The following is a 22,752-nucleotide window of genomic DNA, read 5'->3' on the forward strand; positions in this document are numbered from 1 at the left end:
ATTCGCCTATTCGTTCTCGGCAAGATTCATTTTGAATCCGGTTCGTTCGTCGACCGATTCGTAGAACCCGCGAACGATGTTGCGAGCGTCGTCGTTGCCGAGCAACTGGGCCATGAACCGTTGTTGGGGCTGACGGAATTGTTCCTGCAACGTTGCCATGTCGGGTTGGAACTCGGTGGGTTTGACAACGTAGAACACACTTTCAGGATCGTTGGGAGCGACCGAATACGTGCCGACTTCGGAGGTGAAGACTTCTCGCATGAATCGCTCACCGACGGCATCGAGTTCGGGGACGTTGGCAACGATCGTTTGCATGAATCCGACTTGTTCGAGCCATGAGAACGGTCCCACGCCGGCAATCAAGTTGTCCTTCTTTTCTTGAGGGATCACATCGGCGAGTGTCTTGCCTTCCGCAGCGGCTTCCTCGGCAATCTTTTCAGCCGCCGCTTTGGCGAGCGTGCGGGCTTCTCGGGTGCGGATGACTTGGATGACTTCGTCGCGGACTTCGTCGAGTTCGGGGACATACGCGAGCACGTCTTCGGTCTTCCAACTGACGTAGGAAACGCCGGCTTCCAAGTCGACCGTTCGCAGTGGCGAGTAGAGTGCCTGTGGTGGAATCATCGATCCGTCTTGCATTTGAGCGCCAAACATCATCGCCGAAAACGGAGGACCGCGGCGATTGAAATTCTGGCCCAAGCCGAATGACGAACCGGGCTCGGTATCAGCCGCACTCACACGGTTGACCAGCCCGTCGGTTTGGCCGTATTTCAGTCCCAATTCTTCGGCCATCGCCTTCAGGTCTAGCGGCTCGGGCGCGTCGGCCTCGGTTTGCACGCCGACGGAAACGTTGCTTTCATGAACGGCTCGCTCGCTGAAGTAGCGTCGCATCCGTTTCGTCGCTTCGGTGACGGCGCGATCAAGGGCGAGTCGGGCCGGTTCGGTCGCCAGATCCGTGGCGATCTGATCACGAACCTCTTCGAACGTTTGCGGCTTCGTAGGAGCCGGTTCATCATCGAGATCCAAGTCGTCGCCGGACGTCGGAGCGGTGTCCGGTTTCATCTCGGCGGCAGGCTTTTCCGCTGCAGGTTTCTCGGCAGGAGGTTCTTCCGCAGGTGGTTTTTCCGAAGCGGTCATTTTCTCGGCGGGTTTATCGGCTGCGGGCTCTTCTTTCTTTGGCTCGTCTTTCTTTGGTTCTTCTTTAGCTGGCGATTCTTTGGCCGGCTCTTCTTTCTTGGCGGGTTCGGTTTCCTTCTTAGGCGTTTCCTTGGTTTCGGTGGATTCGCTCTTGGGAGCCTCTTCCTTCATCTCGGCTGCGGGTTCTTCTTGAGCCGGCTTCTCCTCTTGGGGAGGATTCTCCTTCTTAGGTTCCGCTTTCTTCTCCGGTTCCTGCTTCGGTTCGTCGTTCTTCGATTCCGGTTTGACTTCTTCGGCGGCTTTCTCCGTAGCTTCTTCCACGGTTTTTTCGGCCACTTCTTCACCGCCGTCTTCGTCTTGGAAAGCGGCGACCAAACGGACGCCTGACTCGGCGGTGTTCATCGACGAATCTTCTTCGGCCGGTTTGGAAGTTTCTTCCGGAGCGGTGCTGACTTCGGGCTCGGTTGTTTCTTCAGGTTTGGTATCTTCGGTGGTGGCGTCGTCGGGCAACTGAAAATCGCCACCGGCGAGACGACGCTCGTATTCGGCACGCAATTGTTCTTCGGTTAACTTCGCTTTTTCGGCTTCGACGAATTGATTCAAGTCAGCCGCCACGTATTCGATCTTGGCCGAATCGGGACGCTGAAACTTGGGTTCGGGGGACAAATCGTTCGGGTAGTTGATGCGGTTTTTGCCTTGTTCGTAAACCTCTTTGATTTCCGATTCGCTCGGCTTGTCGTTGGTTTGGTCCAAGTATTCCGACACCAAAACGCCGTAAGCGTCGACGGTGGCTTGTTGGTTCGTTTTCAAGAAATTCTGCCATTGCCCCAACGGCGTCACGACAGGCATTTGGCCATTGGTCAATCCAACAAGCGAGCCGCGTTGGTACAAATCGGCGAGCAAGTGCATTCGCAATTGCTCGTAAAGATGTTGTTGACCGAGTTGATTACCGGTGCTGCGCATCAGCAGGGCAATCACTTCGTCATCGGTCATGGTGCCGTCGGTGAACCGGGCTAACCAATTCTTAACGGCGGTGTCATCGAGTTCGAAACCGGCTTTCTTGGCTTCGCTGTAAAATCTCAGCGTATTGATCGTGGCTTCTTCGCCGGGGTTGACGTCGATTCCGAGCGATCGGATTTGTCCGTTTTGTTCGTCGTATTGAAATCCAGGTGTTTGTGGCATCCCGCCTTTTTCCATCGTCGTTTGGGCTAGCTCGCTTAAGAAGCGAACGACGGCGGCGTGATTCTGGGTGGTGCGTGCGACACGACCGCGGGTCAGTTCGATCCCGTCATACTTGGCGGCGACGGGGTCTGTATTGATTCCACCTCCTTGCCGCAAATACGAATCGAGTGCCGGCAAAACGACAAACGAAAACAACGCCAATAGGGTCAACAAAACCATTAACGGCTTGAGGTTGCGTCGGAAAATCTCGAACGGACTCGAACTCATGTCAGAGAAGCCTGCAAAACATCCGTGAAGTAACAGCCGATCGGAACGACGACTGTCACGGAAAGGGGGGATGGGTCAGTGGAAAATGTCGATCAACCTGAAAGGGTATCGCCGGAGCAAATTTGCGGTCAAGGCGACTTCCTGCGGAGGATCGATTTATCGTATCAAAAGACGCCCAAGGCGACGAGGGAATAGCGAACAATCAGCCCCGCGACGACAACGCTGACCATGCTCATCAGCTTGATCAGAATGTTCAGGCTCGGGCCGCTGGTGTCTTTGAAGGGATCGCCGACGGTGTCCCCGACGACCGCCGCTTTGTGCGAAGGACTGCCTTTTCCACCGTGATTTCCGGCCTCGATGTACTTTTTGGCGTTATCCCACATGCCGCCACTGTTGGCCATAAAAACCGCCAAACAGAATCCACTGGTCAAACACCCGGTGAGCAATCCCAATACCCCGCCGACGCCCAGCAATAACCCGGCCCCGATCGGCAAAAGCAAGCCTAGTAAACTAGGCAAGATCATCTCACGCTGAGCCGCCCTGGTGCTGATCGCGATCGGGCTTTGGTAGTCCGGTTTGACGCTGCCATCGAGGATTCCTGGGTTTTCGGTAAATTGTCGCCGGACTTCGATCACCATCCCTTCGGCGGCTCGGCCAACCGATTTCATGGTCATAGCACAGAACAAGAACGTGCTCATCGAGCCCAAGAATAATCCCACCAGCACCCGTGGATTCATCAACGTCGTGTCAAAGTAGTTCAAAAAATCCTTTAACGTCGCCTCGTCGACCGGAACGGTTAGCCCGGAAACAAGCACCCTGTCTTGTTCGCTCATTGGCGATCCGCCGGCAATGTTTCTCCACTGTTCCAATTGTTCCGGGCGTGGCTCCCGAGCCGGCATGACCAAGTAGGTCTGCGATTGCTCGCCAGATCGCTCCACCACCAACGTGTCGCTGAGTTTGATGAACCCGTCCGTTGAAGCGGTGTGCGCGACATCATCGCCCCATCGCACAAACCCGTCGCGAACACCCTCGACGTAGGCCGCGAGCAACGCCAACGCGGTTAAGGCGGCCGAGCCGATCGCGAAACCTTTGCCCGTCGCTGCGGTGGTGTTGCCCAGACTATCCAAGGCATCGGTCCGCTGGCGAACGACCGGTTCGAGTTCGGCCATCTCGGCGTTACCTCCCGCGTTGTCGGCGATCGGGCCGTAGGCATCGGTCGCCAAAGTGATCCCTAGCGTGCTGAGCATGCCCACTGCGGCGATCCCGACCCCGTACAAGCCGAGCGAGAAACGATGCACATCATTGAAATCGCCTCCGTTGGCAAACCCGAACGCTAGCAACATCGACACCGAAACGATCAACACCGGAAACCAAACGCTCATCATTCCATCGGCGACACCACCGATGATGATCGTCGCCGCACCGGTTTCCGCTTGGCCTGCCAAGTTTTGGGTCGTCGAGTATTCGTCACTGGTGACCCGTTCGGTCCAATAACCGATCGCCCAACCGGCCAACAGACCGACGATCACGCTCGCCGCAATGCCAGGAACCAAACCGAACCAAAGCGTGCCCGGGATCGCCGGCATCAAAACGATCGCGAGCAAAACCGATGCGATGACAACGATCCATGATGAGCGATTGACGCCGCGGGCGAGTGCCGCCAGAAGCGCTTTCTGCGAAAGTTGATCGTCGGTCCGGACGGCATAGATTCCTGCGACCGAAGCGACGATACCAACCGAGGCAATCGCCAGGGGTAACATCATCGCGCTGAGCTGCGCCGACGTCGTCTCCATGCCCTCGGGGAGCAAATGCGGGCCGCTCATCGCGGCAACGCCGAGCGCCGAAGCGGCCAGAATCGAACCGCTATAAGATTCGTACAAGTCCGCCCCCATGCCCGCCACATCGCCGACGTTATCACCGACGTTGTCTGCAATGGTAGCCGGATTGCGGGGTGAGTCTTCGGCGAGACTTTGTTCGACCTTGCCGACCAAGTCCGCCCCCACATCGGCGGCTTTGGTAAAGATCCCGCCTCCGACCCGCGCAAACAACGCCTGGGCACTCGCTCCCATGCCGAACGACAACATCGTTACGGAGATTTGCGGTAGCGTCAGTGCGGCATCGTCGCCGCCGAACATCGGCACCAACCAGTACAGCACCGCGAACCATAACGCGATGTAAAGCAACCCCATCCCGACGACGGTCAACCCCATCACCGCACCGCTGCGGAAGGCGACCTGCAATCCTTCGTTGAGTGACACTCGGGCACCTGCAGCGGTGCGACTGCTCGCCTGGGTCGCGGTTTTCATTCCGAACCAACCGCACAATCCGCTGAACAAACCCCCGGTCAAGAACGCGATCGGTACCCAAGCCGACAACACGTTCATTCCCAACGACGCCACCGCGAGCAATCCCGTCACGACGACGAAGACGAACGTGACGACTTTGTATTGTTGGCTCAAATACGCCGACGCACCGACGCGAACACTCTCGGCGATCTCACGCATCGCCTCGGTCCCCTCGTCGGCTCGCATCATCTCGCGGTAGAAACGAAACGCCCAAAACAGCGCGACGAATGATGCCGCTATCGACATCAACCAAACTAAAAACGCTTGCATCGTTTCTTCCTCCGTGTTGTCAATCTTTCGGGCCGACCCTCCCATCGTAGCGAATGTCGCCAAGACTTTCGGTCATTCCACGGTATCGTATCGTGTTTTTTTGGTGTGATGGGTACCAGCCCGACTCGCAACGGCGTGTTGATTGAGTGCACTTTTGGGCGTTTTCGTTTAACGGCAAGCCGCAGGCGACTGCGTTTTCAAACTCTGTCGCCTGCGGCTTGCCGTTAAACGATTAAATCAACAGACCGGCAAGCGAGTGGGTCCGCTGGGATGTGGAGGAATCGAACTTATCCTCACGCTTGCCCGTCGGGCTTGCAGGAACCTTTTTTCCAGCTCGTTCGTTGCAACTTAAACGCCTGACGCCTGAAGCCTGAAGCAAGCAACGCTCGCCTGTTGCCGTCGTCCTGCGGACGAAGTACGGTCGAGTTTAGGTTTAGCATCGCGTGAACAATAAGTGGAATAGGCTTCCAGCCTTTTTATACCCCACAAGTGCTCATGTATTGCTCCCCTGCCAGCTCGTCTGGCAGGAAGCCGAGGTTGGCAAGCTAGACACGAGCCGCAATGCCCCCAACCTTCCGATTTCCACTTGTGCTCGCCGCTTCAAGCGGCGAGCACAAGTGGAAATCGGAAGGTTGGGGGGGGCGTCGTTGTCTAGCTTGCCAACCTTATTCACCCACGAGACGAGCTCGTGGGGGTCAAAAAAGATGTGGGGTATAGAAAGGTGGAAGACTATGCCACTTTTATAATGCGGCAGTTAATATTCACGCGATGCTTAGGTTTAAGTTTAAGTTTGGTACGGCGATTGATTTGATGCTGGGTCTTCGCTATCGCTGCGACCCAGCCTTCTTTAAATTCGCGAGACGTACTGTGAACTCAAACGTCGAACCAATCGCTTCATTTCTAACACGCTGATGATGGAGGTCACGCGGGGCGATGATAACTCAGTCTTGGCGATGATTTCGTCGATCGCGGTGCCGGTCGGTGAAATGTGGTCGAGGATGGATCGTTCGATTTCGTTGAGCGACAATTCGACGCCATTGCGGATCTCGCGTTCGGATCGGTTCAGTGCCGATTCGGGAACGCCCTCGCCGATGTCTCCGTACCGCGAGTCGCTGCCGACGCGGCCGGCGGTGGTGACGATCGGTTGGCTGACCGGCCCCAGCAGTTCAAGCACGTCGTCGGCGTTGGTCACCAACGTTCCGCCGTCACGAATCAAATGGTGGCATCCACTCGAGGCACGACTGTTGACCGGTCCCGGCAACGCACCCACACTCCGGCCCATTTCGCTGGCCAATCGCGCCGTGATCAATGAACCGCTTCGCATCGGGGCTTCGATCACCAACGTCGCCAAACTCGCCGCCGCGATCAAGCGGTTGCGTTGGGGAAACATCCCGCTGCGAGGTTTCGCGAGCGGGGAATACTCGCTGATCACCGCGCCGTGGTCGCGGATCTCCTTTGCCAATCCGGCGTTTTCGGCCGGATACATTTCACCCAATCCTCCGCCTAAAAACGCGATCGTTCGGCCGCCGACTTCGATCGCGGCCCGGTGGGCGGCGGTGTCGATGCCACGCGCCAAACCGCTGACGATGGTCACCGACGCGGCCGCCAAATCTCGAACCAAGTTTCGAGTCTGTTGCAATCCGTACGGCGTCGCATGACGGGTGCCCACGATCGCGATCGCGAACTCGTCGCTCGCCCGCCATTGTCCACTGGCAAACAACAACGGCGGCGTGTCGTCGAGCTCCAACAGCGGAGTCGGATACGGCGAACGACATGGGAACCCTGGGCGATCGGGTTCCAATATCTCCACGTGGTTATCGCGACACCACGACAAAACACGTTGGACGTCGACATGGTCACTCGCCGTCGTGATCGTGTGCGCGAGTTTCGGACCGACGCCGGGCACTCGTTGCAGGTCGGCACTGCTGGCCCGCAGCACGGCATCGGCCGAACCGAATGCCTGCAACAAGACCGACAAACTGCGCGGCCCTAAACCCGGCAACAAACACAGTTGCAGGCGATCGACCAACACCTGATCGATGTCAGCCAGATCGATCGACGCGAACGATTCACTCGCCCGATCGGTTGTGGACGTTTCCAGCTCAATCTGTTCTTGTTGCCAAACGAAAAGTTCTTCAGACAATCGACAGTCCCTCCAGTGCCTTGACGCTTCGTAAGGGACAGGCTCCGGTCCCGTCCCGATAACATACCCGATCACACCATCTCGTTGGGCCGCGTCCATCCTCGTTCCCAGGCTTCCGCCCTCTTGATAGGCCACAAGTCCTCATGGATTGCTCCCCTGCCAGCTCGTCTGGCAGGAAGCCGAGGCTGGCAAGCTAGACACGAGCCGCAATTCGCCCAACCTTCCGATTTTCACTTGTGCTCGCCGCTTCAAGCGGCGAGCACAAGTGGAAATCGGAAGGTTGGGAGGTCGTCGTTGTCTAGCTGGCGAACCGAATTCACCCACGAGACGAGCTCGTGGGGGTCAAAAAAATGCGGCCTATCAAGATGGCTCCCGCCTGGGAACGCAATGCACGGCAGGCTAACGCCAAATCGGCTAATTCAAGCCGCCGCAACCGACCAGCGCGTCCTCGGGCAATTCGTCGATAAACCTCGCCGCCGCGTAGGGGAGCGAGTAGTTCTCGACCGTTGCGTGAGCCAAACCGTTGGCGGATCGCGGCGAAGCGAGCAAACGCAGGATCACGGCGGTGGCCGGGACGAGACTCAGCGGATCTTCCCGCAGACGTGTGATCTCGCTCTCGCAGGATCCGTACTCACCTCGGCCGAGCCAATGTTCCAGCAACCGTTTGAGCAACTCGGTCCGCGAGGCACCGTTGTAAGCGTCGGCGATCATCACGATGAAACCGTTGTGGCTCATCACCCCGGGGGCCGCTTGGGATAACGGGGCCATACGTTCACCGACCGAAATTCGCGTGACCGCGTCGCAAATCGCAACGCCCGCGATCGTCGGATTGAGTGTCTCGCCGATCCGCGGGTTCGCTTCGATGTACAACGCCTGCTGCGTGTCCTCGTCATAAAAGTACTCGATCGCGACCGGTCCGTGCCAATTCAATGCACTGCCGAATCGTTCCAGATGAGCTTGTACGGGCGGATGGGTCGCGCTGACACGCAACGCGGGCCCGCCTCCGATCCCGGTTTTCAAAATCTCGGCACATGCGTACCCGATCAATCGTCCTTCTTGAAAAACCGCCGTCACGGCGGACTGAACCCCCGGTGCAGGCTGTTGCAACAAGACTGAGTCGCCTTCCTTGAACGATTGGTTGTTTTCAAATCGTTGGACCGCTTCGAGTAACTCTTCCGCGTTGTCAACTTTTTGCACGCCCAAGCTTGCCGTGCTATGGGCGAGCTTGATGAAACAAGGAAAGTCGTCGTGGGCCAGCAACTCCGCCCGGTCGCGAGCGATCCGACTAGCGGGAATCGGCAGGCCCATTTGGTTCATCAATTCGACGAACTCGGTTTTGCTCTGTACCCGACGGATCGCTTCAAAGTCGGGGACGGCTAATCCGACGTGCGATTGAAATACGTCGCGGAATTTTGAAAACACATAAACCTGTTCGTGGGTCGGGAACAGCACGTCGTAGTCATGCGTCTTGACGATCTCGGCTACCCGTTTCGCATAGCCGAGCGGATCGCGACCGATCGGCGGGCAGGCCAGACGACGCCGCACGAGGCTGGAGAACCGACATTGACACCACGGCGACGGATCGACCAGATCGATTTGGTGATCACGACCCAAACCATACAACACCTGTCTCGCGGAATTGCTGGAACCTTCGGACAACAGGATGCGCACGTTACTTCACCAACGCGCGAAATTTTTCAGCCAACGCCGGTTTCGACGCGAGGAAGGGATGTTTGTAGGCATATGTGTCGCTGCCTTCATGCCGCGTTTGAAATCGACGATGTTCGGCCCACGTGCCTGGCGGAATCGTGACCACTTCCACTTTGGCAAGTCGATGACCCTTGATCCGATCTTCGTACTCGCAGTTGACTTCCGACAAACGTCGATCAACGTTCTCAGCGAGCCGGTTCCTTGCTTCCGCGTCGAGTGTTTCTTCGATGAGTAACCGGTATTGAGCCGGGTCACCGGGGAACGGAACGAGGCTGTAATGCTCCATCGTCATGTTCATGTCCCGCAGCGCCTGGCCGATCGCTTCGGTGACCTGCGTTTCACTAAGCTTTTCACCCGTCATGCTGCTGTAGTGGGCTCCTTTGTTCATGAACGTGAGCTTCGGACAACGACCGATGAACCCGTCGCAGCGGACGACGTCGTGAATGTCGTATCGGTACAGACCGCTGAGCGTGCTCATCAATAAAAAGTATTCTTGCCCCGGTTCGAGTTCGTCAGCTTCGAGAACGGTGGGGTTGGGTGTGCCATGTTCATCAACGGGGATGAATTCAAAGAAGTGGCTTTCGTAATCCAACAGTCCGGAACACGTTTCGTCTTCCATCGGTGAAGTCATGTGGCCTTCGCTGGCCGACAATCCGTGGTCTCGCAACGCCGCGTCACCGTAGTACTCGCGAACGGTCGGCAAGTACGTCGCCACGGAACTGCCCATCCAGACCGATACGACGGCTAGGTTTGACCAGAAATCACGGGGATACAAATGACCGGTTCGTTCGACGATCTGGTCGAGTTGTTTCGCCCGGGCATGGTCCGGGCCGCCGATCTTGTGCCGCATCACGCCGCGGATGTCCGACGCGATGTCCACGTGATCGGAGACCGTACCGTCGTGGACGTCGCGAATCAAACGTTGCTTCTCGTCATCGGCCAAACGAGCCAACTGAATCAATGTCAGCGGGTTGGCCGTCACGATCATGCCGATCCGATCCGACGCGACGGCGACTCGCAATGAGGCATAAAGCTTGCTATCGGCACCTTTGATCTTCAGTAACGCGTTGGGCAAGATGAACAACGAATTCGTGATCCGAGGCCGCGTTTCGGCCGCTAATCCGCTGATGCTACCGCAACAGATCCCCGCCGAAGTGCGGAACTGATCCCAATCGCTGGCTAAGGTTAACGTGTACTTGCTGATCAAATCTTTGTGATCGCGAAACGTTGCCAGACCCCAATAGTTCCAGCTCCGACGGTACTCCTTGAAGAAGTGATTCGTAATCGGAACGTACTTGGACTGGGCCGTCGTTCCGGACGTCATCGAAAACATCAAGACTTCCGTTCCGGGGCCGAACATCGCCTCGCGATTGCCCTCTTTGACTTGCTCGATGTAAGGCCGATAGACTTCGTAGTCGGCGACGGGAACACGGTCCCTGAAATCTTGGATCGATCTGATCGTGTCAAACCGGTGTTCGCGTCCGAACTGGCTATCTTGGTTGAGCCGAATCTTCTCGAACAAGCGTTGATGCTGGATCTGCTTGCAATCCGACGCTCGGTCGAGATAACGGTTCAGTCGCCGCAACCGCCATTGGAGGTAGACGCGACGGGCCAGATAGGAAACGGAAGGCATGGAATTAAGTGGTCGGGCGATTAGTATGGTGGCCGGTTCAACCGAATGCCTCCAGGATTACCACAGGAAGGTCACCGATCAGTCCGGTATCCTACTCGCCCGAAGCTTCCGATCAAGGTCGCGTTTTCCCCACATATCATTGAAAATCACGTTTCGCCGAAATGACAGTTGCTAAAAAAGTAAGCGTGATCGGGGCCGGCGCGATCGGGGCCATGTTTGGCGGATTGATCAAACACCACCAACCCGAAACCGAAGTCGTCCTGATCGCCCGGGGCGACCACGGACGCGAGATGCAACAACGCGGCATTGTCTCACTGCGGGGATCTTGGGGACAACGAGACGTGCCGATCACGGCTTCGTCGGATCCCGCCGCCGTTGCCGGTTCGGATCTGATCTTGTTCACCGTCAAGACCCAAGACACCGTCGCAACGGCAACGCAATTTGCCGATTGGATCGGGGATGCGATCGTGGTGTCGTTGCAAAACGGAATCAACCAGCATCTCTTGGCACCGATCGTCCGCGAAGAAAATTTGTTAGTGGGAATGACCGCGACCAACATGTCGATCGACCAACCCGGCGTCGTCACGTGCAACCGCAGTGGCGTCAGTGTGATCGGCCCCGCGTCGAAACGGGTGACCGGCGCGACGCTCGATCTGGCCAATCGAACCCTCGCCGCGTCGCAATTGCCGATTGAAATCTCAGATCGCATTTTGGGGGCGCAGTACAACAAACTACTTCTCAATACGATGGGTTACGCATCCGTGTTGTCGGCAACCGATTTCTTGCGAGAAGGTATTCTTGATCGTGATTGGCGCAATCAAGTCGCACTCCCGATCTTGGATGAGGGTTTACGCGTTCTCGCAGCGGCGAATCGATCGATCGAACGGGTCGGTGGGATGTCCGACGTCTTTCGTTTTCGGCGAATGTTACGAACGTTCAATTTGCCGGGTTTCCAAGTGCTCGTGCGAAACGTATTGCGAGGCCCGCTGCGTTTACCTTCGCTGAAGTATTCGGTGTACCAGGACTTAATGAGGAACCGACCGACCGAGATCGATTACGTCAATGGTGAAGTGGTGCGATTGGCTAATGAATGTCACATCGATGCTCCATTGAATGCGGAGGTGGTTCGCTTGGTTCATGAACTGGAATCGGTCGATGACGTCACGTTTTTTTCGAGGCGCGAGATCACCGAACGCTTTCGAACCGTCGCGGGCTGCTGACGTGCGAGTTGCCAACCTCCAAGTGATGATCGTGCGATTGCGTCTACGCAAAGAGTTCAAGCACGCTTCGTTCCGGCGTGCCTACAGCGATAATTTGGTCGTCCGATGCGAACTGGCCGATGGCACCGTCGGCTGGGGCGAAGGCATTCCACGCTCGTACGTGACCGGCGAAACGCCCGAAGGATCGATCGAACAACTCGCCGCGACGGACCTAGCCGGACAGCTCGGCGTTCACTGCGAGGGTTGGTCTGATGTGATTGCGATGTGTCGAAACTATCGTCCCTCTATCGGCGTCGACGACCCACGCGGTTGTCTGGCCAACGCACATCGATGTGCCGTTGAGTTAAGCCTGCTCGACGCGTTCGGAAAATGTTTTGAATCTCCGATCAGCGACCTGGTCGGAGCCATGACGGATAGCCAGATAATCGCGTCGCCGTCGTCACGAGTTCAATACTCCAGCGCGATCAGCTCCGGAGGTGTGCGGAAGCAAATCCTCAGCTCGCTGGCGATGCGTCTTTATGGTTTTCGCCACTGCAAGATCAAGGTCGGCATGAACCCCGAGATCGACCCCGAACGATTACGTCGAATGCGTTATTGGGTCGGTTCGAAAATGGATTTACGCGTCGACGCGAACGAAGCCTGGCGGGGCGACGAAGTCGTTTCGAGAATCGTCGAACTCGAACCGTTCGGCATCAGTTGCGTCGAACAACCCGTCCGGCACGACGATGTCAAAGTGCTGCGGCGGGTTCGTGACGAGGTCGCCACGCCGATCATGTTGGACGAATCGCTGACCAGTCTTGAAGACGCCCGGCAAGCGATCGCGGACCAAACGTGCGACGTCTTCAATATTCGGTTGTCCAAGTGCGGCGGATTTCTAAATAGCTTGCGACTGGCAGGAATGGCTTACGAAGCGGGCTTGGAATTTCAACTCGGTTGTCATCCCGGCGAGTCTGGAATTTTGTCGGCGGCGGGCCGACATTTCGCCACTTCGGTCGGTCCGATTCGATACATCGAAGGCTCCGCCGACGCTCATTTGCTTCGCGACTTCATCACCCGCCCGACGCTAACCTTTGGACGCGGTGGTTGGGCACCAGCGATTCGATTGCCGGGTTTAGGCATCACCGTCGATGAAGCGAAACTGAAGCCGCTGTCACGGCACATTCAAAAGTTTCGAATCGCATCCCAGCATTAATCCAATGAAACTTACTTTGTTGGATCTGCCGGGGGCCTCGTTCGCTAGCTTGCCCCGATTGAAGTGAGCCAGTCCCAAACGCGTGCAAAGATCGCGGCGACGATTACCAAGACGATCGCGAAAACAGTCGCCAGGACCACGAAGATGCCAAGCAGGATCGGCCACGCCGAGCCCTTGTGTTTCTCTTCGACATAGAATTCTCGCATGAGATCGAGATTGCGGGTGTTGGCTCGGAAGAACAAGTCGAACACGTTCCCGGCGATCGGAATCGTGCCGACGATGGCGTCGACAACGACATTGCCTAGCATCCGCAACACCAATCGAGAACTCGCGCCGTTTTTGGCCATCGTGGCAATCAAGATCCCCGACATCGCGAGGCTGAGACCATCACCTGCACCGGGGAGAAGTCCGAGCAGGAAATCGAGACCAAAACGGATGCGGGTTCCTGGGATGCGATATTTGGTATCCAACAGCCGACTGAATTGATCCACCCACCGCATCGCTGGAAGCGAGTCGGCCGCGCTCGGCTGCTCTGATAATGTTCGTTTTTTCAATGATTCTCTCGCAATCCTGTCCCTCGTATCCCCTAGTAGGCCTTCGTAGGCTGGGTCGAAGCCGCTTCGGCACAGCCCCGGCACTCGGGTAGCTATTGGCTATTGGCTATTGGCTATTGGCGGTGCGATTCAAGATCGGACCGATCAGTCAGATCCGTCCAATCCGACTCTTCACTCTTCACTCTTCACTCTTCACTCTTCACTCGCCACTCGCCACTCGCCACTCGCCACTCGCTTCTCGCTAAGCCTTCTTCTCAACTAGTTCTTTAACGCCGAGGAGGTAAACCTGACGTCCTCCGTTGTGCGGACTGTCGATCGCCACTTGCATTCCGTCTTCGCTGCTGCGGGGGTGCGTGTCGCAACGCCACTCGCCACGATAGGCGACCGGAGACGGGAAATGACCGAGATCAAATCGTCGATCCGACGGAACGTGGTACAAGTAAACCGTCTGACGCGGCGTATTGCCTCGCGGGTAAGTGTCGTTGAGGATCCAGTCCTCATTGCCAACGTTCAGATAAGTGTTGTGTCCATTGGTCGGCATCTTCTCGTGGCCAACGGGGATCACTTCGCGTGTCTTGTCGCGGAATGTGTAGAACGCTTCCACCTGACCGGCGGGCTTGGTCCACATGGTGAGCTCTTCGTCGTTCTTCCAAATGAAGTGCGATGTTCGGCCGGATGGGTCCAAAACATACAGATCGCTGCCGTCGAGATTGCCGCTGATCATGCGGGTGACGAAGTTGCCTTGGAACTGTAGCGTCTTCGGGTCGAACTCGGGTCGGTAACGATGCAGGGCAACAAATCGCGTTCCCGACGGATTGATCAGTAAGTGATTGAAGTAATGCCATGCTTCCTCATGACGACTTCCGTCGGGCCAAGGAATCTTGGCAACGTCGGCTAGCGAAACGATCAAGTCTTCCTTGCCGGTGGCCAAGTCGATCCGCCAAATACCCGATTGGCTCGGTGCCCGTTGATCCACATAAGGATCCGCTAACCCGTCGTAGCCGTAACCGGGGCGGAGGTTGTCGATCCGGCGAAAGTCGGCCGATAGAGCGGTTTGTCCGTCGTTGGAAATCGTATAAACCGGCCTTGGAATGGTTCGGGTTTGGCCGGAGGAGAGGTCATGAAGCCGGCAAACGAACGTGTCGTCTTCACGATCGTTCCATAGAACCCGCTCGCCCTTGTCCCCAACCCACTGCAACATGCAACCTTGTTGCCATCCCCAAGCCTTGCTCGTGCCCAACGGCACCCAGCGGTCATTGTCGCTTGTATCGACATAGCCGACGCCGATCTTATCGTCGATCGTCGGTGAACGGCCTTCGAATGCGATTTCGTTTGACAGAATGCGGGTTCCGGTGGGATCGAACTCGCGTTTGTCGTAATAACCGAACCAGTGGTTCAGCGGTCCTTGAGTGATCGCTCGCGTGGGAACGAACGTTTCCAAACCATCGGCGGGTTGTGCGGCCGATGCGTGTCGGACGTTCAGCCAAGAGCAAGCGGCCCCGGCGGTGAGGCTCTCTAAAAAATAACGTCGAGATAATGACATGGTGGTGGGTCCTAGGTCCAATCGCGTTTGGCTCGGCTTTTTAAACGATTCGCTTCCTCATCGTTTTCGAACGTTTCGCTCTGAGGGTCGATCGTCAGGGGGCGGTTCAAAATCCAAGCGTTCGCGGCCGCGTGACAGGCAATGTGCGATCGACGCATGACGGTCGGATTACAAACCGTTTGCTCACGCGATTTGACACAGTCAAAGAAATTCCGTGCGTGTGCGGTGACGTCCAAACCGCGAATCCGTTTGCTGTTGGATAACTCTCGGTTGAGAGTTTCCGAGGAAGCAACCAGTTCGCCTTCGTCTCCCGTTTCGATCGAGCCTTCGTCGCCGACGAAACGAACCGGGCACGTCCCCAACCGAGTCAGCCAACGCGGGCCGCGGTCGCCGAAGGGATCGGCGAGGAAATCGACCACCAACTTCACCCCGTTCGCGTAAGTGCATGTGATGTTGTCGGGACCGGGAACGTACTCGATCGGCATCGTGTCATCGGCGGCGTTGGCCCATTGGCAAAGATCGATCGTGTGGGCGCCCCAGTCGAGCAGCCTAGCACCACTATCGAAATCGTACTGACCGCGCCAACGTCCTTGAACATATTTCTCATTGTAAGGACGCCAAGGAGCCGGGCCTAACCACAAGTTCCAATCGCAAACTTCCGCGGACGGTGTGGGCTGGCCGGGCAACCAGGTGTTGTCCAGAGTGGGGATGTAGACGGTGGCGTAGAGTGTGTGCAACTTTCCGAGCTTACCCGACTGCGCCAACTCGACGGCTTGTTGAAAGTTGGGGACGCTGCGTCGTTGAGTTCCCGCTTGGAAGATTCGCTTCGTTCGGCCGAACGTTTCGGAGATCGCTTGACAATCCTCGATCGTGATCCCACAAGGCTTCTCGCTGTAAACATCCTTGCCCGCTTCGGCAGCCGCGATCGAGGCGGCCGCGTGCCAACGGTCGCCCGTGGCGACGATGACCGCATCGATGTCGTCGCGGGCCAGCAACTCTCGGAAGTCCCGATAAAGTTGACAATCGGTGTTTCCGTAGTAGTCATCGACCAACTTCTTGCCCGCATCACGGCGTGACTGCTGCACGTCGGCGATCGCGACACATTGTACGTCCGGCAATGTCAAGATGGACTTCATGTCATACGTGCATCGAGGTCCGATGCCGATGACGCCGAGTGTGATCTTATCCGACGGAGCGATCGCATCTCCGGCCGCATACGCTTTGGAGGAAATGATCCACGGCGCGGCGGTGGCGATTGCGGTGGTCGCGAGGGTGTTGGTGAGAAAGTGACGTCGATCGGTGGGGTGGGGCATGGGGGGATTGGGGATTGGGGATTGGGGATTGGAGATTGAAGATTGAAGATTGGAGAGTGGAGAGTGGAGAGTGGAGAGTGGAGAGTGGAGAGTGGAGAGTGGAGAGTGGGCGGGGATTTGGGTTGCTCGGGGCGGGAATGGTATGGGGCGAGTTTCGTTGTCGCCAATTATACCTGACGTGGTCACCGCGTTGGGATCTTGCTCGATCAGAAACCAGCGGGCGTCATGACGGTGGCTTGCTCGACTTGTTGTTTGGTCGGATGCGTCAAAACCTGAAGTTCATCGGAATCGGGAACGTAACGAATCATTCCGAGATTGGCGAACGCGTCGAGCCACCCTTGCATCGGCCAGGCATTCCACCGCCTCCGAAACTGAACCGCGTTTCGCACGATCGCATCGAAATGATTGAGCGGCGGTTTGCAGACGGCGTGATGTTGATGGTAGGCCACCGCTCCCACAAAACCGAACGGGACATCGGCCTGGCGGGTGGCGAAAGCGAAATCGGTGTCCTCGGCACCGTAGCCTGCGAATGATTCGTCGAAGCCACCGATCCGCTGGTAGGTTTCCTTGGAGACACCGAAACACAGGGACCAGAACTTCTCGTACTCATCGGACGATCGCAATTCACCCCGTGTTAAGCTCGGCTGAATCGGATGCCGAATGCCGGATTGATCCAAGCCCTCGAACGTCCAATCTCCATCAGTGGCACCTCGAGGAAGGTACCGAGGACTGCCCATCCACAGACGATTCTCGTTATGAATTGCTTGAGCAAAGTGCGTTAACATGCTTGGCGATGGGATGCAGTCCACGTCAAGAAACACCATCGCATCGGTTTCGCATAAGTTCGCCGCAACATTACGGGCGCTCGCCAGTGGCAGCGACTCGCCGCGCGCGATGACTTGGTCGGTAAGAATCTCGACCGACGGGTCATGACCTGGAACGACGACCTCCTGGTTCATTCCTACAATGATCCATCGATGAGGCTTGATGTCCGACCGCAACCAGCCTCGCCATTGATTTTCGAGATGTTTTTGGCGTCCACGTACGATCGTCAATGCACTGATTTTCATAATGAAATCCTTGCGGGTTGTCGGCGTTGATGGTGCGACCAACTTGCGACCTGATCGATATGCTCGGCCGCCTGGATGGCTCCGTCTTGAAGAAAGATTGCCTTCCAACGGGATGGATCGAGCTTTCGAGCTTGCTGGATCAAGGTCGGCCATTGGTGTGGCATCGGCCAATCATCCAAACCGATTGCAAGTTGCTCGCGGTTCAAGACGGCGACCTTTCGGAGTTGTTCGGCGAATGGTCGCGGTTCAGCGATCGCGATGAACTTGCTGCCCAACTGCCCGAGTTCCATGACGCTATTGTGCCCGGCTGCGGTCACCACGACGTCCGCCGCGACCACGTGCTTTGTCACATCATTGACCCAACCGAGGTAATGCAAATTGGAGGCACGCTCGGCGGGTTCTCCTGGAGCGTCTTTGCCGATCACGACGCATTGACAATGCGGCAGCGAACTGGCGGCATCGGACAAGTGACGATGCACGTCCTGAGGCCCTCCGTGTCCGAACAAGAAGGCGATGGTAGCTTGGCGTGCTTCGTTCGATTCTGGACGTTCAATCGTAAAAAGATCACGCTTGTGGAAACCGTCCACATAGACCGTCTTGTCACGCACCCAGCGCGGCGTCATCTCGTCTTCCATCATCTCCGGAAAAGGAGCCAACAATGATTGCGCCGCTGCGTAGGCGTTCGTGTGGGCGGGGTCATCGCGCAGGCCGTGTTGACGCATCACGATTTGCGGTATCGATGCCAAGCGGGTGAGCATCGAGATTTCAACGGAAACATCCACGACCATCACATCCGGCTTGGTTCGATTAAGCCAATCGGTGTAACGAGCCACGCGATCGGTCACGTTGTCGGACCATAAGGGAGCGAAATGCAAACCCGGAACATCGTTGGCGTGTTGGAGCCCCGCTTGCGAAAGTGAATCGTTGTCGCAAGCGAGTTCGAGGAACTCAATCGATGCCGGGAGATCCCACTTCATCGCCTGCCTCCGGCTGGCAATCACACTGGCTTCACTACGCAGATGATCCAGAATCGCCGCCGTGCGTTGTTTGTGGCCCATGCCGTGGTAATGGACGTAAAATCCGACATGAGGACGCTGCTCAATAGCATCCATTACGCAGCGATCTCGGCGGCGATCTCGGCTACCATTTCGGAGGTGGTTTCGGTGGTTCCTTCGTATACGGCCGCCTGACCATAGCATTTGAGGTATTGATCGATCATCCGGTCAAAACTAAACCGTTCTTCGGCAATCATCCGGCATCGTTCGGCCGAGAGGGTTAAGCAATGCCGAATGGAGTCGGCTAGACCGGGGATATCGTCCGGTTCCGCAAGACAACCGACGGAAGGATCGATGATTTCCGGCAGGGCTCCCCGCGCGAACCCGGCAACCGGCGTCCCACACGCGAGTGCTTCGGCGACGACCAATCCGAACGGTTCGTCCCAACAGGGCGTGACCAAGGCAACCGCCGAGCGGCTGATCAGATGGCTCAACTCGTCATGGTCGCGATGACCGAGGTAACGAATCCGTTGGCTCAATCGCGGGCGCACTTCGCGATCGAAGTATTGTTCATCCGACACCGGCCCGACGACGTCCAGCGCGATCCCCGCTTGCTCGGCCGCTGCGATTGCCAGGTGCGTTCCCTTGTCGGGAAGAATCCGACCGAACCAAATCGCTCGAACAAGACGCGATTGACCAGGGGCGTTCCAAAACAGCGTGTCGACACCATTATGAATCACATCCTGATGATCGACCCAAGGACTCCAAGCGTCCGCATTGGCTTTCGAGATATTAATGAACCGACCGCATCGCTCGCTCGAGCGATTCCGCAGTTCATCCACCATGCGAACCAGTGGCGGTGCGTGCAAGGTTGTGACCAAGGGGACCGGCAAAACCGCCGCGAATCGCAACGGAATCGGATTGAGCGAATGATTGTGAATGACATCAAAAGACTGACCGCTCAAGTTCATCATCAAACGTTCGTAAGATTCATCCTCGACGCTTTCAATCCACTCGTGATGAACGCGGCCGAGTCGGCGATGGCTGTCGGCGATCGTTGAACGTTCGATGATCGATGAGAGAGGATGCGATGGATCGGAATCGCCCGACGCAAACAGCGTCACGTCATGCCCGCGAGAGACGAGGCATCTTACAAAGCTATCAGTGAAACTTTCCAAGCCGCCCGCGAACGGCTTTGCGATCGGATGTTTCAGGTGCCCAATGATTCCGATCTTCATCGCCGTTGTCTCTCATATGTCAATTATCGAAAACGATCCGTCGTGTTAGTGAGTTCCTTCGAATGAGAGGCAATAGCAACGTGTGTGCCAAAGGTCGGCGATACCGATGCCCGTTCGCCGCGTGGGACGACGGCACCCGAGCGTTGCATTTGGCGATCGGATCGATTGATCAAAATGACCAACTGGGACCATGATCGTCGAATCACCCCGAGGGCATTGGGAAGCATTGACGACTCGATGGATGCATGATTGCCGGAAGCATGAGTCTTCACGGGCGCGTGATTTGCTGACATGGCTGAGGTCGCGTTGAAAGCGTTGAAAAGAAATCGTCGGTTCGTTCAACGCTGAACCGATGCACGTCTTGAGCCAAACCCGCTTGTCCGAATGATTTCGCACGTTGTCGATTCCCAAACCCGCTAAAACGAACCAAGACAAATTCGGTTATCGGGCTTTGCTGTCGATCGCCGTGCCGTTGGCGGCAACCGTTGGCTGTTTTTCGATCACGCTTTTCACCGACCGCACTTTGTTGATGTGGTACGGTCCGACGTCGTCGGCGGCTTCCGTTGCCGCCGGAAATCTGTACTGGGCGATCGTCTGCATTCACGTCACGGCGATGGGGTTCATTACCCCGCTTGTGGCCATGGCTATGGGATTGCGCCGCTCCCGCGGCGATGTAACGCGACGCGTTTGGTCGCTGGTTTGGCAGTGTGTTTGGTTGACCGCCGCTTGCGTTCCCGTGTTTGCTCTTGTGGCTTGGTGCAGCCCATTGATCTTCTCTTGGTTCGGCCATGAACTCGAACTTGCGCGAGAGGAAGCGATGTATTTTCGTACGCTCTTGCTCGTTGCTCCGGCATCAATGTTGGAAGCCGGGCTAACCGCGTTCTTTGTCGGACGACGGATTACGAAACCTATTTTGCGAACCAACATCGCGTCGGCGTGCTTGAATGTTGCCTTGGACTATTGGCTGATCTTCGGCGGTTTGGACGTTCCCGCATTGGGCGTGTTCGGCGCGGCGATTGCGACCGCGTTGGCGATGTGGTTCAAGGCTGCGGTGTTCATCGCGTTACTCGTTCGCATCAAATCATTCCGGCGTCATGTCGGTGTCGCATGGCAACCACGCGGTGCGCTCATGCGAGAGATCGTTGTCCCCGGATCCACGCTGGGGATTCAGCAACTGATTCGATCGAGCTTGTTTAGTTTTGTGTTGCTGGTTATTGGTGCGGCCTCGGTCACCGGTCTAGCCGCGACTTCGGCGGCGCTCAGCCTTTATCAGTTGCTTTCGATTCCGGCGATCGGTTTGGCGACGGCAATTACGGTGATGACCGGACAAGCGTTTGCAACCGACGGATTGCCGTTAGCCGGTGCCGTCGTTCGTCGTGGCCTGATTCTGGGCGCGATCCTTGTCGTCATGCTGGCATCTGTCTTACTATTATTCCCGCATCATCTTTTGCAAATACCGCTTGGTGGTCTTGATGCGACTCAGCGGGATCAGATCGAACCCTGGGCGACCGAGCTATTGAGATACGCGGCCATCTACGGTTTGGTCGATGTGGCAAGCCTATTGTTCGGCGCGGCGGCGAAGGGCATCGGCAAGACTTTCATCATCTTGATCGCGACCGCGATTCCGGGTTTGGTGACGGTATGGCTCGGGCATGCGTTTGCCCCCAGCGGTCCGTCGGCCGTATCGCATTGGTGGTGGGTGTTGATCGGATGGGCGAGCGTTCAGACGATTCTTGTCGGCTACGGAGTTTTTCGGGGGCTCAAGTAGACACTGAGAACCTATCCGAAAAGGGGTCTGACCCTTTGGAGGCGAGTCGTTATTCATTCGTTCGAGGGTATCGCCGGAGAGGGTCAGACCCCTTTTCGGATAGGTTCTAAAACTCGATCACGATCTTGCCGACGTGTTTTTGAGATTGCATGTATCGGTATGCGTCGGGCGCTTCGTCGAATGAGAAACTTTGATCGATGACCGGTTGGATCGAATGCTGCTGCATCATCGCAAGAACGCTCTCGTGCATGTGGCGACTGCCGACGTAGATGCCTCGAATCGTCAACAAGTTAAAGATGCTCAACAGCGGATTGACCTTTCCTTGCGGCGTGTCAAGGATGCCGATCAGATGAACATGCCCGCCGACCGCAGTGCTCTTAAGCGATCGTTCGAGAGTTCCCGGGCCACCGACCTCGACCACGTGATCGACACCGCGGTCGGAGGTCAAACGTTGGACCTCGCGATGCCATTCGGGATGGGTGACGTAGTTGATCGTTTCGTCGGCACCATGCCCGGTCGCGACATTTAGTTTTTGATCATCCGACGACGTGATGATGACTTTGGCTCCTGACGCTTTGGCGAATTGCAAGGCGAACATGGAAACACCTCCCGTGCCTAAGCATAAAACGGTTTGGCCGGCTTGCAGGTTTCCCGATTCGAACAGAGCATGCCACGCCGTCACGGCGGCGCACGGCACACACGCCGCTTCGGCGAACGTCATCGATTCGGGAATCGCGACCAACGACTCTTCGGGAACATTCACGAACTCGGCGAGCACACCACCGATTCCGCCCCCCAGCCCGCTGCGCAGGATCTCATCATTGGGAGGGCCATCGATCCACTTTTGTAGAAAGATGGGGCTGACCCGGTCCCCTTTTTTCCATCGTGTGACGCCCTCGCCCAATTTCGAAATGGTGCCGGCACCATCGGATACCGGCACGATGGGGCGATGGTTGTTACGCAGGTATCCGCCCGACGCGACACTGAGATCGCGGTAATTGAGCGACGCCGCGCGCATTTGGATTTGAACCTCACCCGGTCGCGGTTGCGGTTTGTCGGACTCTTGCAGCTTGATGGCGTCGACGCCACCATCGGAATCAATTAGGTAGTTTCGCATCGAATTTCCTTGTTTCGCGTCTCGTGTTTCAAAGTATCTTCGTTCGTGGACTATGCTA

15 protein-coding genes are annotated in these 22,752 nt (G+C 56.8%); 3 read left to right on the forward strand and 12 right to left on the reverse strand.

What is annotated here, in order from left to right; translation table 11 throughout:
• Positions 1-6: 6 nt before the first annotated feature.
• From Pla100_RS19760 to Pla100_RS19780, 5 genes are all read right to left on the reverse strand, one after another.
• Positions 7-2,583 (reverse strand): hypothetical protein, encoded by a 2,577-nt coding sequence (locus Pla100_RS19760; protein WP_146579418.1) that lies wholly within the window; start codon positions 2,581-2,583, stop codon positions 7-9.
• A 164-nt stretch (positions 2,584-2,747) separates the two neighbouring features.
• Positions 2,748-5,198, reverse strand: a complete 2,451-nt coding sequence (locus Pla100_RS19765) for a sodium-translocating pyrophosphatase (protein WP_146579419.1) — start codon at positions 5,196-5,198, stop codon at positions 2,748-2,750.
• An 847-nt stretch (positions 5,199-6,045) separates the two neighbouring features.
• Positions 6,046-7,341: a DNA-processing protein DprA gene (dprA, locus tag Pla100_RS19770; protein WP_231603267.1), complete on the reverse strand. Its 1,296-nt coding sequence runs from the start codon at positions 7,339-7,341 to the stop codon at positions 6,046-6,048.
• A 414-nt stretch (positions 7,342-7,755) separates the two neighbouring features.
• Positions 7,756-9,000, reverse strand: a complete 1,245-nt coding sequence (locus tag Pla100_RS19775; protein ID WP_231603268.1) for an ATP-grasp domain-containing protein — start codon at positions 8,998-9,000, stop codon at positions 7,756-7,758.
• A 13-nt stretch (positions 9,001-9,013) separates the two neighbouring features.
• Positions 9,014-10,684, reverse strand: a complete 1,671-nt coding sequence (locus tag Pla100_RS19780; protein ID WP_146579422.1) for a GH3 auxin-responsive promoter family protein — start codon at positions 10,682-10,684, stop codon at positions 9,014-9,016.
• Positions 10,685-10,845: 161 nt separating this feature from the next.
• Here Pla100_RS19780 and Pla100_RS19785 point away from each other — a divergent pair, with 161 nt between their 5' ends.
• Positions 10,846-11,904 carry a ketopantoate reductase family protein gene (locus Pla100_RS19785; protein WP_146579423.1) on the forward strand — a complete coding sequence of 353 codons (1,059 nt, stop codon included), beginning with the start codon at positions 10,846-10,848 and terminating at the stop codon, positions 11,902-11,904.
• Positions 11,840-13,096 carry a dipeptide epimerase gene (locus Pla100_RS19790; RefSeq protein WP_315853488.1) on the forward strand — a complete coding sequence of 419 codons (1,257 nt, stop codon included), beginning with the start codon at positions 11,840-11,842 and terminating at the stop codon, positions 13,094-13,096. The genes Pla100_RS19785 and Pla100_RS19790 overlap by 65 nt, the downstream gene beginning before the upstream one ends.
• A gap of 44 nt (positions 13,097-13,140) precedes the next feature.
• Here the strand turns inward: Pla100_RS19790 and Pla100_RS19795 are convergent, their stop codons facing one another.
• From Pla100_RS19795 to Pla100_RS19825, 6 genes are all read right to left on the reverse strand, one after another.
• On the reverse strand, positions 13,141-13,650 hold the full coding sequence (locus tag Pla100_RS19795) for a DUF4112 domain-containing protein (RefSeq protein WP_231603269.1): 510 nt from the start codon (positions 13,648-13,650) through the stop codon (positions 13,141-13,143).
• A gap of 241 nt (positions 13,651-13,891) precedes the next feature.
• Positions 13,892-15,193, reverse strand: a complete 1,302-nt coding sequence (locus Pla100_RS19800; RefSeq protein ID WP_146579424.1) for a hypothetical protein — start codon at positions 15,191-15,193, stop codon at positions 13,892-13,894.
• Positions 15,194-15,204: 11 nt separating this feature from the next.
• Positions 15,205-16,506, reverse strand: a complete 1,302-nt coding sequence (locus Pla100_RS19805; protein ID WP_146579425.1) for a Gfo/Idh/MocA family protein — start codon at positions 16,504-16,506, stop codon at positions 15,205-15,207.
• A gap of 206 nt (positions 16,507-16,712) precedes the next feature.
• Positions 16,713-17,576 (reverse strand): glycosyltransferase family 2 protein, encoded by an 864-nt coding sequence (locus tag Pla100_RS19815; protein ID WP_146579427.1) that lies wholly within the window; start codon positions 17,574-17,576, stop codon positions 16,713-16,715.
• Complete coding sequence (locus Pla100_RS19820) at positions 17,573-18,688, reverse strand: glycosyltransferase (protein WP_146579428.1); 1,116 nt, start codon at positions 18,686-18,688, stop codon at positions 17,573-17,575. The genes Pla100_RS19815 and Pla100_RS19820 overlap by 4 nt, the downstream gene beginning before the upstream one ends.
• Positions 18,688-19,809 carry a glycosyltransferase family 4 protein gene (locus Pla100_RS19825; RefSeq protein WP_146579429.1) on the reverse strand — a complete coding sequence of 374 codons (1,122 nt, stop codon included), beginning with the start codon at positions 19,807-19,809 and terminating at the stop codon, positions 18,688-18,690. Before Pla100_RS19825 ends, Pla100_RS19820 begins: the two co-directional genes overlap by 1 nt.
• Positions 19,810-20,206: 397 nt before the next feature.
• Between Pla100_RS19825 and Pla100_RS19830 the strand changes: the two genes are divergently transcribed.
• Positions 20,207-21,577 carry an MATE family efflux transporter gene (locus Pla100_RS19830; RefSeq protein ID WP_231603270.1) on the forward strand — a complete coding sequence of 457 codons (1,371 nt, stop codon included), beginning with the start codon at positions 20,207-20,209 and terminating at the stop codon, positions 21,575-21,577.
• Between the two features lie 106 nt (positions 21,578-21,683).
• On the opposite strand, the gene Pla100_RS19835 is transcribed toward Pla100_RS19830, so the two are convergent.
• On the reverse strand, positions 21,684-22,694 hold the full coding sequence (locus tag Pla100_RS19835; RefSeq protein ID WP_146579430.1) for a zinc-dependent alcohol dehydrogenase family protein: 1,011 nt from the start codon (positions 22,692-22,694) through the stop codon (positions 21,684-21,686).
• Between the last annotated feature and the right edge of the window lie 58 nt (positions 22,695-22,752).

The organism is Neorhodopirellula pilleata (assembly GCF_007859915.1).
Taxonomy (GTDB): Bacteria; Planctomycetota; Planctomycetia; order Pirellulales; family Pirellulaceae; genus Rhodopirellula; species Rhodopirellula pilleata.

Bases quoted from the DNA above. Each gene is read 5' to 3' on its own strand.
- Pla100_RS19835 (WP_146579430.1), bottom strand. From the start codon at position 22,694: ATGCGAAACTACCTAATTGATTCCGATGGTGGCGTCGACGCCATCAAG.
- Pla100_RS19785 (WP_146579423.1), top strand. From the start codon at position 10,846: ATGACAGTTGCTAAAAAAGTAAGCGTGATCGGGGCCGGCGCGATCGGG.
- Pla100_RS19780 (WP_146579422.1), bottom strand. From the start codon at position 10,684: ATGCCTTCCGTTTCCTATCTGGCCCGTCGCGTCTACCTCCAATGGCGG.
- Pla100_RS19760 (WP_146579418.1), bottom strand. From the start codon at position 2,583: ATGAGTTCGAGTCCGTTCGAGATTTTCCGACGCAACCTCAAGCCGTTA.
- Pla100_RS19815 (WP_146579427.1), bottom strand. From the start codon at position 17,576: ATGAAAATCAGTGCATTGACGATCGTACGTGGACGCCAAAAACATCTC.
- Pla100_RS19820 (WP_146579428.1), bottom strand. From the start codon at position 18,688: ATGGATGCTATTGAGCAGCGTCCTCATGTCGGATTTTACGTCCATTAC.
- Pla100_RS19790 (WP_315853488.1), top strand. From the start codon at position 11,840: ATGACGTCACGTTTTTTTCGAGGCGCGAGATCACCGAACGCTTTCGAA.
- Pla100_RS19765 (WP_146579419.1), bottom strand. From the start codon at position 5,198: ATGCAAGCGTTTTTAGTTTGGTTGATGTCGATAGCGGCATCATTCGTC.
- Pla100_RS19800 (WP_146579424.1), bottom strand. From the start codon at position 15,193: ATGTCATTATCTCGACGTTATTTTTTAGAGAGCCTCACCGCCGGGGCC.
- Pla100_RS19805 (WP_146579425.1), bottom strand. From the start codon at position 16,506: ATGCCCCACCCCACCGATCGACGTCACTTTCTCACCAACACCCTCGCG.
- Pla100_RS19825 (WP_146579429.1), bottom strand. From the start codon at position 19,809: ATGAAGATCGGAATCATTGGGCACCTGAAACATCCGATCGCAAAGCCG.